This is a genomic window from Chitinimonas prasina, assembly GCF_030160395.1.
Classification (GTDB): domain Bacteria; phylum Pseudomonadota; class Gammaproteobacteria; order Burkholderiales; family Chitinimonadaceae; genus Chitinimonas; species Chitinimonas prasina.
Genome location: NZ_BSOG01000007.1, coordinates 117,489 through 130,143, shown reverse-complemented (window position 1 = coordinate 130,143; position 12,655 = coordinate 117,489). Strand labels below are relative to the sequence as shown.

Annotated in this window: 11 protein-coding genes; 2 read left to right on the top strand and 9 right to left on the bottom strand. The window is 63.6% G+C overall.

The features are described 5' to 3' along the window. Nucleotides 1-11: 11 nt before the first annotated feature. Complete coding sequence (locus QQK16_RS20005) at nt 12-1,229, top strand: hypothetical protein (RefSeq protein WP_284198262.1); 1,218 nt, start codon at nt 12-14, stop codon at nt 1,227-1,229. 31 nt (nt 1,230-1,260) lie between these two features. Here QQK16_RS20005 and QQK16_RS20000 read toward each other — a convergent pair whose 3' ends face one another. From QQK16_RS20000 to QQK16_RS19960, 9 genes are all read right to left on the bottom strand, one after another. Next, entirely contained in the window at nt 1,261-1,821 is a 561-nt protein-coding gene (locus QQK16_RS20000; RefSeq protein WP_284198261.1) for a DUF2059 domain-containing protein, read from the bottom strand. A gap of 34 nt (nt 1,822-1,855) precedes the next feature. Then, nucleotides 1,856-2,728, bottom strand: coding sequence for a dTDP-4-dehydrorhamnose reductase (gene rfbD, locus QQK16_RS19995; RefSeq protein ID WP_284198260.1), 873 nt, complete (start codon nt 2,726-2,728; stop codon nt 1,856-1,858). 205 nt (nt 2,729-2,933) lie between these two features. Continuing rightward, on the bottom strand, nt 2,934-4,394 hold the full coding sequence (sbcB, locus tag QQK16_RS19990; RefSeq protein WP_284198259.1) for an exodeoxyribonuclease I: 1,461 nt from the start codon (nt 4,392-4,394) through the stop codon (nt 2,934-2,936). Continuing rightward, nucleotides 4,387-5,877: a hypothetical protein gene (locus tag QQK16_RS19985; RefSeq protein WP_284198258.1), complete on the bottom strand. Its 1,491-nt coding sequence runs from the start codon at nt 5,875-5,877 to the stop codon at nt 4,387-4,389. Before QQK16_RS19985 ends, sbcB begins: the two co-directional genes overlap by 8 nt. Next, entirely contained in the window at nt 5,874-6,617 is a 744-nt protein-coding gene (locus QQK16_RS19980; protein ID WP_284198257.1) for an ABC transporter ATP-binding protein, read from the bottom strand. The genes QQK16_RS19985 and QQK16_RS19980 overlap by 4 nt, the downstream gene beginning before the upstream one ends. A 186-nt stretch (nt 6,618-6,803) precedes the next feature. Then, nucleotides 6,804-7,685 (bottom strand): dienelactone hydrolase family protein, encoded by an 882-nt coding sequence (locus QQK16_RS19975; protein WP_308447090.1) that lies wholly within the window; start codon nt 7,683-7,685, stop codon nt 6,804-6,806. A 56-nt stretch (nt 7,686-7,741) separates the two neighbouring features. Next, nucleotides 7,742-9,598, bottom strand: coding sequence for an Ig-like domain-containing protein (locus QQK16_RS19970; RefSeq protein ID WP_284198256.1), 1,857 nt, complete (start codon nt 9,596-9,598; stop codon nt 7,742-7,744). A gap of 95 nt (nt 9,599-9,693) precedes the next feature. Further along, nucleotides 9,694-10,593 (bottom strand): DMT family transporter, encoded by a 900-nt coding sequence (locus QQK16_RS19965; protein WP_284198255.1) that lies wholly within the window; start codon nt 10,591-10,593, stop codon nt 9,694-9,696. Then, on the bottom strand, nt 10,590-11,546 hold the full coding sequence (locus QQK16_RS19960; RefSeq protein WP_308447089.1) for a histone deacetylase family protein: 957 nt from the start codon (nt 11,544-11,546) through the stop codon (nt 10,590-10,592). Before QQK16_RS19960 ends, QQK16_RS19965 begins: the two co-directional genes overlap by 4 nt. Before the next feature lie 167 nt (nt 11,547-11,713). Between QQK16_RS19960 and QQK16_RS19955 the strand changes: the two genes are divergently transcribed. Further along, nucleotides 11,714-12,652 (top strand): AAA family ATPase, encoded by a 939-nt coding sequence (locus tag QQK16_RS19955; RefSeq protein ID WP_284198254.1) that lies wholly within the window; start codon nt 11,714-11,716, stop codon nt 12,650-12,652. The last annotated feature ends 3 nt before the right edge of the window (nt 12,653-12,655 follow it).

The window sequence follows — 12,655 nt, the reverse complement described above, 5'->3', positions numbered from 1 at the left end:
GGAGGATGCAGGTGTCGCCCACACTGGCCAGAACGCTAGCCTGCCTTACCCTGCTCGCCCCAGCCTATGCCCTGGAAGTCGAGGGTTTGCTGGACCAAAGGCTGGTCTACAGCAACAGCCCGCAAGGCTGGCTGGAAGGCGGCCTGGGCAAGCAACGCCATGATGCCCGCCACGATGGCTTGCGCCTGGGCCAGGCCATGCTATTGCTGCGCGGCGAGCTGGCCGACACCGTCAGCGCCCAGGCCGTCATCAACCTGGCCGACGATCGCGCCAGTGCATTTGATGTCAGCGAAGCCTGGCTACGCTGGAAACCCCTGCCTACCGGCCCCTGGCGCCACAGCGCCAAGGTAGGTGCCTTCTTTCCTGCCGTCAGCCTGGAACATGACGGGCTGGGCTGGACAACCACCCGCACGCTATCAGCCTCCGCCATCAACAGCTGGATAGGCGAGGAGTTACGCACGATAGGGCTGGAATACACTCTGGCCCGCCCTGGCCGCTTTGCTGGCTCGCCTCACGACATCAGCCTCAGCCTGGCCGCCTTCAAGGGCAATGACCCGGCTGGAACGCTGATCGCCTGGCGCGGCTGGGGGGTGGGCGACCGCATCACCGGCCTGACAGAAAAGCTGCCCCTGCCAGACCTGCCCGTCTACCGCGACGATGGCCGCATAGCCAAGCAGGACTCAAGGGTAGACAACTTCCGCGAGTTGGATGGCCGATGGGGCTATCACGCTGGCCTGCACTATGGTTATGGCGGCCGCCTCGAACTCTCAGCCTTTCACTACGACAATCGCGCCGACCCCCTGGTGGTGAACCGAGGCCAATACGCCTGGACCACCCGCTTCAAGCAGCTAGCCCTGCGTTGGCGCCCCGATCAGGAATGGGAAATCCTCAGCCAGTGGCTGGCCGGCAGTACGGTGATGGGACGCAATGCCGTCAATGCGGCCTATCGTTCCGCTTATGTGCTGGCAGCCCACCCCCTGGGCAGCGGCAAGCTGGCCGTGCGCTACGACTATTTCAGCAGCCGCGAGCGCGACCGTCTGCCGGAAGACCCCAATGGCGAGCACGGGCAGGCGCTGGCCTTGGCCTACAGCTGGCCCTGGCGCGATAGCCTGAGTGTGATGGCAGAAGGCCTCGTACTGCGCAGCGAACGGCCTGCCCGGCAACTGCTGTCAACACCCAGCCGCCAAACCGAGCGCAGCCTGAGCCTGGCCTTGCGCTGGCGGCTTTAAGAAGCATGCCGCTCCCAGCCTGACCCGCCGGTCAAATACGCCCTGCCCCCTTGCGCCCCTCCTGCCAGCGCAACACTGTCTTGCGTGCCGCTTCCTCGGCAAGGGGCGCGATACGCTCCATGCTCAGTTGCATGGATTCCTGCGTCACTTGCGGCAACAGGCGCAGGACCTTGCGGCCAGTGGGAGATCGATAGAAGGCCGTCATGTCGCGTATCTCCGCCGTCTCGAAATGCTTGCCGTAAACGCTGAAGATCACCTCGTTGACGATAGGGCTCAGATCCAGCTTGGCCAGGCTGACATTCAGTTCCATGGCCAGTCCGGGCAGCTCGCGCTCCAGCATCTGGCGGGCCTCAGCCCGCTGTGCTTCGCTCAGCTCGGCATTGGCGTCGATCACGCCCAGCGCCGTCTGCCGCATGATGGCCTCACCTTGCCCAGCCAGTTGCTGCATCATCTGCGGCCCCATGGCCTTGAGATTGAGTGTATCGATCAAGGTCTGTATGGCCTGGCGCTTCTCGGCACCCGGCTCTGCCGCCTGCACGCCAGCCAGGCACAGCAGGGCCAATAGCAGGCCGTGGCCAATAAACTTGCCCATATTCACTCCCGGTGTCAGTAGCGCGCCCACGGACTCAGGCCACGGTGTCAAAGCAGAGCTTGAGTGCCTCTTCCCAGTCGGGTGGCACCAGGCCAAAGGTGTCGTGCAGCTTATCCAGCTGCAGGCGCGAATTCTTGGGCCGCTTGGCCGGCGTGGGGTAAGCCTCGGTGGCAATGGCAGCCAGCGTAGTCGGCACCTTGTCGCCACGCTCCGCCGCCAGCTTGAAGATCGCCTCGGCAAAGCCGTGCCAGCTGGTTTCGCCGGCATTGACCAGGTGGTACACCCCGCTGACACCCTCCCAATCAGGCCGGCCCGCCACGATATGGGCAGTGATGTCGGCAATGCTGCGGCTCCAGGTTGGCGCACCGATCTGGTCCGCCACGATACTCATGCTGTCGCGCTCGCGGCCAAACTTGAGCATGGTCAGCAGGAAGTTCTTGCCCCGCGCCCCGTACACCCAACTGGTGCGCAGAATCAGGTGATCGCAGCCGCTGGCCCGTATGGCTTCCTCGCCGGCCAGCTTACTGGCGCCATAAACATTGGGCGGCGCGACCGCATCATCCTCCCGCCAGGGCTGGCTGCCCTCGCCCGAGTAGACATAGTCGGTGGAGTAATGGATCAGCGGCACCCCCAGGCGCTTGGCCTCCTCCGCCAGCACCCCAGCGGCGGTGGCATTGATGGCATAGGCCAGCTCAGCTTCGCTCTCGGCCTTGTCCACCGCCGTATAGGCCGCCGGGTTGACAATCAGCGTGGGCTTGAGCGCCCGCACCAACTCACGAATGGCATCAGGCCGGGTCAGATCCAGGCCCTCCCGGCCCGGCGCATGGACGGTACCCAGCCCTTGCAGGCTGCGCTTGAGCTCAAAACCAACCTGGCCATTGACGCCAGTAAGCAGGATGTTGTGCATGGAGGACTCGACAGAAAGGGATGCCGCCATGATAGCGCGCCGGCGGCCAAGCTGAAGCCGTTGGTGAGCCTGGTCGTCCCCTACCAGCCTACCCAGTGCTTGCAGCAATACGGCCAAGCATTGCTTGGCGCTATTCGATGCTCTGTTTGCCGCGAAGTAACAAGCGTCTTGCTACTTCAGCGCTCTTCGCAGCAATGGGTCGAAATCATGCCCGCAACCCGATCTCTTGTTCCTTAGCAAACGCCGCCACAGCATCCAGCAAGGCCAGTGCCGCAGGCTCGTCGGCACGTTCCAGCCGCAGGGCGCTCAGCTTGGCGTCCAACTCGGCCAGGCTGAGCCCGCCATGGGCACCGTCCAGCAACCGCTCCGAGCGGTGTGCCTGCCAGCGAGCCCGCTCGTTTTCGCTCAGGCTGTCTGGCCAATTGCGAGCCCGGTAGCGGAACAGCAGTTCACCCAGGCGCTCGTCGTCAAAGCTCACCGCCATGCCCGCCAGGTCCTGCGGGCTGGCCTGTCGTGCCTTATCCAGCCGGCGCCGGTCGCCATCGCCGATAAAGCCTTCGTACAGTGCGGCATCGATATCACGCCGGGCCAGCGGGGTATCGCGGCTGTAGACCTGCTTGAAGGTATTACCCAGGCGTTTGCCGTGCTGCTGCAGCAATGTCGCCAGCTTGGCGGCATGCTGCTGGGCCAGCTTCATGTCCAGCTGTAGCTGCTCTGCCCGCTCGGCCGTCAGGGTGCGGGTATTGCCCACCACGACGGGCGACTTGTTCAGGTGTATGGTCTTGACCGGCAAGCGCGTTACGCCCTCGGCCAGATCGGCACTGCGGGTGAACATGCGTGTCCGTATCTGTTCGGCATCGAGGTCGAACAGTTCGGTCGGGTCGTATTGCAAGTCCCACACCGCCAGTTCGTTCTTGTTGCTGGGGTGCCAGCCCAGCGCAGCCACCGGTGCCAGGCAACCCTGGGCGGTGGGATACATGCCCGAGACATGCAGGAAGGCATGGCCATCCAGCAGGCCGATCTCGGCCGCCACCGCATCCTTTTTGCGCAGCTTGAAGCAGAAGTCGAACAGGCGGGGCTGCTGGGTCTTGACCAGCTTGGCAAAGGCTATGGTGGCGTAAACGTCGCTGAGTGCATCATGCGCTGCCGCGTGCGCCAGGCCGTTGGCCTGGGTCAGTTGCTCCAGCTTGAACGATACCCGGCCATCCTCATGGCGTGGCCAGTGTATGCCCTCTGGCCTGAAGGCAAAGGCGGCGCGCACGCAATCAAGCAAATCCCAGCGCGAGCCGCCGTTCTGCCATTCGCGGCCATAGGGGTCGTAGAGATTGCGCCAGAACAGATGGCGGGTCAGCTCGTCGTCGAAACGCAGGGTGTTATAGCCCAGCCCACAGGTGCCTGGCTGCGCCAGCTCGGCATGAATGCGGCCGACGAACTCCGGCTCGCCCACCCCGCGCTCGCGCGCCTGCTGCGGGGTGATGCCGGTAATCAGCACCGAAACCGGATCGGGCAGAAAGTCGTCGCTGGGCTGGCAGAACAGCTCGACTGGCTCGCCTATGGGGTTCAGCTCCAGGTCGGTACGGACCCCGGCAAACTGGGCCGGCCTGTCCAGCTTGGGGTCTATGCCAAAGGTCTCGTAGTCGTGCCAGTAAAAAGTGGTGTCAGTCATACAGGTATTCGCGGTCTTCCATACGCATCAGCAACCAGGCGGGCAGGCCCAGCACAAAGGGCAGCAGGACCAGGCCCAGGGCAAAGCCGTTCAGCGCGGTCGATACGCCCCCCCAGGCCGCACCATACAGCATCATGATGATCACCTGGGGGGTGCGCATGCCGTATTGCATATTGCGTTCATGCTTGGCCACCGGGCGATAAAAACTTTGCGCTAGCAGACCACCACCTATACCAGCCGCGACAGCCACCACCGCCAGGCCCACCGCCTTGAGCGGCGCCACCCAGGCCACGATGGCCAGCACCGGCAGCATGGCCAGCCAGGTAGGCAGCAAGCCCGCCAGCAACTGCCAGCGGCGCCAGCGCTCACGCTGCATGGGGGCAGACCACAGCAGGGCTGGCGATTCATCCAGCGAACTGGCGGCCCAGCACAGCGAATGAGCGGTCATGGCTGCCATGCCGCCAGAGAACGCCACGGTCATGTCCAGCGCCTCATGCCAGGCACCCTTGCCTTCCAGCACATGCATAAGGGGGAAAATCAGCATCATCACCGGGTTGGCCAGGTTCATGGCCAGCATGGGGTAACGCAGCATCAGGCGCCATTCCTTGTTCAGCAGCGCCCGCACGGGCGATACCTCGAAGCGCAGTGGCTTGTCATTCACCGGTGCGGCAGCCACCACCTGGGTCTCGGCCGCCATCTTGACGCCACGGGCCGCAAACCGCGCCAGGCCAAGCCAGAGCGCCAGCCCCAGTAGCAGCACCACCAGCGTGGGCAGCCACTCGCCTGCTACCGTGCCAGCAACAAACTTGTGCCAGGGCTGCGGTGTCAGCTGAGCGGCCTTAAGCATCTTCATGCCCAGGCTGATGACCACGCCGCTGGTCAACAGCAGCACGATCCCGATCAAACCCACATAGCGCTTGGCCCGGGCCGGCCCCAGAAGGCGTTGCAGGCCAAATGCCACCAATACCCCTATGCTGGCGGCAGTCAGGGCATAACCAGCAATGCTCAGGTAGACCAGCAAGGCCTGTGGCTTGCCAAAGCAGACCAGCACATTCACGAAGGGCAGCACAAACAGCGGAAAACCCACCAGCGTACCCATTGCGTTGCTGGCAATGAACCAGCGCCCCAAGGTACGTTCGGGCAAGGGGCTGGTCAGCACCAGCTCGGTGTATTTACGCTCGCCCAGCGCCGTGACGGCGGTATAGATGGCCATGAAGGTCATCGACAGAAACAGCATGCAGGCCAGAAAGGTCATGGCGATGTCGATCGCCAGCTTGACATCGTCGGAGCGCCGCTCCGGTGCAGGCAGCAGCAGTATCAGCAGCGCCGGCATATGCAGCAGCACCAGGAGCACCAGCCGGGACAGCCAGGCATAGCGCTTGCCGATACGCCGCTCGCTGGTGGTGCCCAGCCAGTTCCACAGCTGGATCAAATCCCATTTCAGCAACCAGGCTACCGAGCCGGGCTTGGCTTGCAGATTCATGCTGCCACCTCGTCATGCAGATGCAGGAAGATGTCCTCCAGGCTGGCATCGCCACGACCTATGCGCTCCCGCAGCTCGGTCAGCGTTCCCTCGGCAATCAGGCGGCCCTGGGCAATCACGCCTATGACCTCGGCCAGTTTTTCCGCCACTTCCAGGATATGGGTGGTCAGTATCACCGTGCAGCCCTCGCGCACCTTGGCCTGCAGCAGGTCCTTTACCTGGCGGGCGGCGGCCACATCCAGACCGGTCAGGGGCTCATCCAGCAGCAGCAGCTTGGGTTCGTGTATCAACGCGCCGCATAGCGCCAGCTTCTGCTGCATGCCGCGCGAGAAGCCCTCGCAGTATTCACCACGATGCTTCCACAGATCTGTCCATTCCAGCAGCTCACGGGCTCTTGCTTCCGCCTGCAGTGCCGGGATGGCCCACAGGCCTGCCACGTATTCCAGATACTCCAGCGGCCGCAGCTTGCCGTAGAGCAGCGGCTCATCGGGCAGAAAAGCCAGGGGCTGCTTGGCGGCCTCGGGATGGATGGCCATGTCCTGGCCCAGGATGCGCACATTGCCGAAATCTGGCCGGCTCAGGCCCGCTATCATCCTCAAGGTGGTGGACTTACCCGCACCGTTATGCCCCAACAAGGCATAGAAGCACCCCGCCTCGATATTGAGATTGAGGTTATCGACAGCGGTACGCTCACCAAATCGCTTGGTCAGGTTGCTCAGTTGCAGGGCGGGCTGGTTCATTGCTGGCTTACTCCAGGATGGTTGCTGGATGCCACTCTAGGGCCAGGCATCCCGCCCGGCAATGCCGCAGGGATCAACGACGACACGCATGCGACGAACGCCGATCGCAGCAGTACCAATAGCCTCAGCCAACACCCATAAAAAAAGCGCACTGCCAGGCAGTGCGCTTGTCCTAAGCCGTTGCGATCAATTCACGCCGTTCTGCTTGAACCACGCCAACAGCCGCTTCCAGCCATCATCCGCCGCCTCCTTGCGGTAGGTAGGCCGGTAGTCGGCATGGAAGCCATGGGGCATATCCGGGTAGAGCACAATCTCGCTGGGCTTGCCGGCAGTCTTCAGGGCCGCGCGCATCTGTTCCACCGTGTCGTTCGGGATGCCGTTGTCCGCACCGCCATACAAGCCCAGTACCGGCGCCTTGAGTTCGGCCACCACGTCCAGCGGATGCCGGGGGTTGATGGGTGGCTTGGCCTCGCCCACCAGCCGGCCATACCAGGCCACGCCAGCCTTGAGCTTGGGATTGTGGGCAGCATACAGCCAGGTGATGCGGCCACCCCAGCAAAAGCCGGTCACGCCCAGCTTGTCGGTCGCCGCCTTGCCTGTCCCCTTGGCCCACGCCACCGTCCTGTCCAGGTCATCCATCACCTGGGCATCCGGCACCTTGGACACCACGGTATCCACGATGGACTTCACATCGGGCAGCTTGGACACATCACCCTGACGGGCATACAGCTCCGGCGCCACCGCAAAATAGCCAGCCTTGGCAAAACGGCGGCACACCTCGCGGATATGCTCGTGCACACCAAATATTTCCTGCACCACCAGCACGGTGGGGAAAGGCCCCGCACCGTCCGGCATGGCGCGATAGGCTGGCATGTCCCCGCCCGCTACCGGTATCTTGACCTCTCCGGCAACCAGGCCATCAAGCGGGGTATTGATCACTGTGGCCTGGGCATCCGGCAGCACCGCCAGGGCGAAACCGGTTGCCAGCGTCGTCGTCACGAACTCGCGCCGGCTGTATGCCTGCTTGGGCATGAAAGGCTGTGCTTCGGGGTGTATGGTGTCGTTCACATTGGCTCCTGCCTGCGGTGGCTAATATGGCCGCGATCATCAGCCGCGGCCTCCTATCAATTGGCACTGGTGCAACTGGTCCCCACACCAAACGGGCTAACCGCATTGGGTGCGCGGATGGTCAGGTCACTGACATCGTCAACCAGCACACCCAAGGGCAATACTCGGCTGGCACGCGGCCCGTCGGTGCCCACGGCGCCGACATAGGCATCGACCTGCACATCCAGCCATAGGCTACGCTCCCTGGCATAGCTGAGGTAAACCTGGGCCTGGCCATTGGCATCGGTCACCACGGTACGGGTGACTATCTCACCTGGTATCGGGTCAAGCCGGCCGTTGCCGTTCACATCCTCGCCAGCATCCAGGAAGCCGTCGAGATCCAGATCCTCGTTGTTGCAGGCAAACGTACCCAGCCCTGTGGTGCCTGGATCGCCACTGGTCAGGCTGTAGCCGGCCACCCAGGTCTGCGCCCCGGTCACCATCGATCCCTTGTAATACGCCACCGGCCTGACCCGAAACTCCACTACCTGGTTGCCGACCGGATTCCCCGCCGCATCGCTCACGATGGCAGTCAGCTGCTTGCGGTACATATTGTTGTTGTCTGTATCGCGCCCCAGCAGATTGTCTTGCACCAGCGCCACGGCCAGGCCACTCTGCGCCACCGTCAGCAAGGTGCTGCCGCTGACACTGGGGGTCTCCTTGACCCTGGCGGTAATGGTCACCCCGTTCTGGCCAGAGGCAACCCGGCCGGCGGTATAGCGCACTGTCGCCTGCCCTACCGCGTTGGCCTTGACCACGGCAGCCGACAAGGTACCGCCGGTGGTGTCCTGAGTCAGGGTGAACTCTACATCCTTGCCGGCTACCAGGTTGCCGCGCGCATCGCGCAGAGTCGCCACCAGGTCGGCCTGCTCGGCAAATGCCAGCGTGCTGCGGCTCGATTGCAGCGTCACCCTGGACGGCAGGGTGGCAATCACGTCAAAGCTAAACTGGCCACTAAAACCAGGCGCCTGCGCGGTTACCGTCACCGGGCCGGCATCCAGCGAGTTGAAGAACGCCACCGCCTCGCCCAGCGCGTTGGTGGTTGCCGTAGCAGTAATGGCACCGCGCGAGACCGAGAAACTGACCGGCACATTGGCCTGGGCGATGCCGTCTCGGCTGTAGACGGCTGTCAACAAGGCCTCGCTGCCCACCACCACCTGGCTGGTGTTGAGGCCAAAGCTGAACTGCTGGGTACTGCTGGTGAGCAAGGTGGCCGTGGTGCTGGCGCCCAAGGCACTGAAACTCAGGGTATCGCTACCGATCACCCGGCCGATCACGGTCACGCTGGCCCGACCACTGGTATTCGTAGTCACGCTGGCCGGCACGGTGTTGCCCTTGAGACTGCTGATGGTCACCGCCCGATTGGCCAGCCCCTGCCCGGCCGAATCGGTCAGCATCACGTCCAGCGTGGTGCTCTGGTTGAGTGCAACTCCCAGATTGCCGCTGACGACCAGTGCCGTGCCCTGCACGGCCAGCTCTACCCGGTCGCTGTTATTGCCCAGGGCGGCCGTTACCGTAATGGTGCGGTTGGCCGGATTGCCGGCGGTGCTGAGTACGGCCGTGGCAGTGCCGTCGTCGTCACTCAGTGCTTCAATATTCTTGAGTGTGCCGGAATCACTGCTGAAGCTCACCGTCTGGCCCGCAACCACCTTGTTGGCGCTGTCCTTCACAACGGCCGTCAGCAGTACCTCGGTCTGGCCGGCCGAGCCCAGTGCCGTGGCATCGGCATAGAGCTGCACCTGGTAAACCGGCGGGACGGGTTGCGGTGTCACCGGGCCGGCAGAATCCGGCGCGCCACCGCCACAGGCGGACAGAAGCGACAGCAACATCAGGCTGCAAAGTTGGAGCAGGTAGGCAGGATAGGTCAGGCGCACAGTGCTTCCTCGTCGTTATGCCGCAATCTGGGGCGATTCTAGAGTTTGTTATCCACTTAGGCCATTCGGCCCATGCATTCGTCTCAACAAGCACATTAGCCACGCCGGCTGGACAACCACAGGCCAGCAGCTATGCCGGCAATCCCCACGGCGTGAAACCACTCGAAGCGCTCACCCAAAAAAGCAATGGCCAGCAGGGTGCCAAACACTGGCATCAGGTGGATAAAGCTACCGGCCTTGCCCGGCCCCACCTGCTGAACCCCATAGTTGTAGAACAAATACGCCAGCACCGAGGGAAACACCCCCACGTAGACAAAGGTGGCCAGGTTGCCAACCGTCATCGCCACCGTGCGGCCCTGCTGCCATTCCCAGACGTAGAGCGGGGCGATGCAGACCAGGCCCACCACGACCAGCAACAGCAGCAGGCCCAGGCGATCGAGGCGCGGATCCAGGCCGCGCAGCAGCAAGGTATAGACTGCCCAGTCCAGCGCAGCCAGCAGCAGGATCATATCCCCCTGGTTCAGTTCCAGCGCCAGCAGCCGGCCAAGCTGCCCATGGCTGAAGATCACCATCACGCCCACAAAACTGACCAACACCCCCAGCACCTGCCGGCGACTGAAGGGCTCGCCCAGAAACAAGGCACCCAGCGGCAGGATCAGGATAGGGATGAAACTATTGGTCAGCACCGCATTGGTGGCACTGGTGTACTGCAAGCCTGCATAGGCCAACGAATTGAAGCCGGCCACGCCGATGGCACCCAGCAGGACAATGCGGCGCCAGTTCTCGGCGTAGAGGGAGCGGTCGGCCCAAACACGCTGATAGGCAAATGGCAGCAGTATCAACAGGGCAATTAGCCAACGTCCAAAGCTGAGCGTCATGGGTGGGATGGCAGCGTGGGTCGCCCGCGCCACCACGAAATTGCCCGACCAGAACAGGCTGGTCAGCGTCAGCAACGCATAGGCCAGCCAGGGCGTGGTGGGCCGGGTTGGCGTCACAGCCTGGCCAGCGCCTTCACATGGGCCGCCACACTACGCCCCAGCGCCGAGAGGTCATAGCCCCCCTCCAGCACCGAGACGACGCGTCCTTCGGCGTACCGATCGGCCACCGCCATCAACTGTTCGGTCACCCAGGCGTAGTCCTGTTCCAGCAGGCCCAAGCTAGCCATCTCGTCCTCGCGATGGGCATCGAAGCCGGCCGAGATAAACAGCATCTGCGGCTGGAAGGCATGCAGGGCCGGCAACCATTGCTGCTCTACCGCCTGCCGCAGGTCTTCACCCTTGCTGCCGGCCTTGAGCGGCACATTGTGCATATTGGGGCCACTGGGCTGCTCGCCGCAGTAGGGATAGAACGGAGACTGGAAGATGGAGACCATCATGACGCGGGGATTGTCATGGAACAGCTCCTCCGTGCCATTGCCGTGATGTACGTCAAAATCGGCCACGGCGATGCGCTCCATGCCGCGCGACAGCGCATGCGCCACGCCCACGCCCAAGTTGTTGAAGAAGCAAAAGCCCATGGCACGGCGAGACTCGGCATGGTGGCCCGGCGGCCTGACTGCACAGAAGGCATTGGCCGCCTCGCCTGCCAGCACCATCTCCGTCGCTTTCACCACGGCCCCGGCGGCGCGGAAGGCCGCCTGCAGGGTATGCGGGCTCATGGCGGTATCGGGATCAACATGGACTATGCCATGCTGGGGCGACACCTGCTCCAGCGCCTCGACATAGCGGGGCGGGTGCACCAGTGCCAGTTGCTCATGGGTCACCAGCGGCGCCGCCACATGCAGCAGATGGTCCCACAGTCCGGCGCTGATCAGCCTGTCCTGTATGGCCGCAAGCCGGTCTGGCGACTCGGGGTGGTGGCTGCCCATATTGTGCAGCACACACTCGGGGTGAGTGATATAGGCGGTGGGGGCATCCCCCGCCATCTTTCGGGCCAACCAACTGAGCAAGATATGTCTCCCGTGGACGCTAGGCGTCTCTCTGGGCAGGGATGGACGCAGACAGGCCGTCAGCCCGGCTATCGAACCCGTACCATACGTAACAGTTTACGGCTGGTGATGATATAAACCAATAAGCCATTTACGCGTCCAAGCCCGATTCCAGGGAAATCCATATCATGAATGCCGCCACCCCCAGCCGTATCTCGCTCGCTCCGCTGCATGCCGTACTGGCGCAGCTGGATGACTTCATTCTGGGCAAGCCACGCGAAACCCGCCTGGCCCTGGCCTGCCTGCTGGCGCGGGGCCATCTGCTGATAGAGGACGTGCCGGGCGTCGGCAAGACCACCCTCGCACATGCCCTGGCTGCAATGCTGGGCCTTGCCTTCCAGCGTGTGCAGTTCACCAGCGACATGCTGCCGGCCGACCTGATCGGGGTCTCGATCTACGACCGCGACAGCCACGCCTTCCGCTTTCACGCCGGCCCGGTATTCAGCCAGGTGGTGTTGGCAGACGAGATCAACCGGGCCACGCCCAAGACCCAGTCGGCGCTGTTGGAGGCCATGGAGGAACGGCAGGTCACCCTGGACGGCGAAACCCGCGAGCTGCCCGACCCCTTCTTTGTCATCGCCACCCAGAACCCGTCCAGCCAGATAGGCACCTTCCCGCTGCCAGAATCCCAGCTTGATCGCTTCCTGATGCGCATCACCTTGGGCTATCCCGATGTGGCGGCCGAGCGCGCCATGCTGCTGGGCGAAGACCGGCGCGAGATGCTGCGCGACGCCAAGCCGGTGATCAGCCTGGCCGAGCTGGCCGACAGCCAGCACGCGGTACGCCGGGTACATGTAGCACCAGCCCTGGTCGACTATGTACAGGCCCTATGCCGTGCCACTCGCGAAGCGCCTGACTTCCACAATGGCCTGTCGCCCCGCGCAGCCCTGGGCCTCTTGGCCGCCGCCCGTGCCTGGGCCTTGTTGGCCGGACGTGACATGGTGATACCCGAGGACGTACAGGCCGTATTTGCCGCTGTAGCCACCCACAGGCTGCTGGCACGGGCCAGCAACCGCCCGCAACCGGAGCTGGTGGCCAAGCTGCAAGCCGCTGTCGCTATCCCCTGAACC

Excerpts from the sequence above, each read along its gene's own strand:
- sbcB (WP_284198259.1), bottom strand. The coding sequence starts at position 4,394 with ATGACTGACACCACTTTTTACTGGCACGACTACGAGACCTTTGGCATA.
- QQK16_RS19955 (WP_284198254.1), top strand. The coding sequence starts at position 11,714 with ATGAATGCCGCCACCCCCAGCCGTATCTCGCTCGCTCCGCTGCATGCC.
- rfbD (WP_284198260.1), bottom strand. The coding sequence starts at position 2,728 with ATGCACAACATCCTGCTTACTGGCGTCAATGGCCAGGTTGGTTTTGAG.
- QQK16_RS19985 (WP_284198258.1), bottom strand. The coding sequence starts at position 5,877 with ATGAATCTGCAAGCCAAGCCCGGCTCGGTAGCCTGGTTGCTGAAATGG.
- QQK16_RS20000 (WP_284198261.1), bottom strand. The coding sequence starts at position 1,821 with ATGGGCAAGTTTATTGGCCACGGCCTGCTATTGGCCCTGCTGTGCCTG.
- QQK16_RS19980 (WP_284198257.1), bottom strand. The coding sequence starts at position 6,617 with ATGAACCAGCCCGCCCTGCAACTGAGCAACCTGACCAAGCGATTTGGT.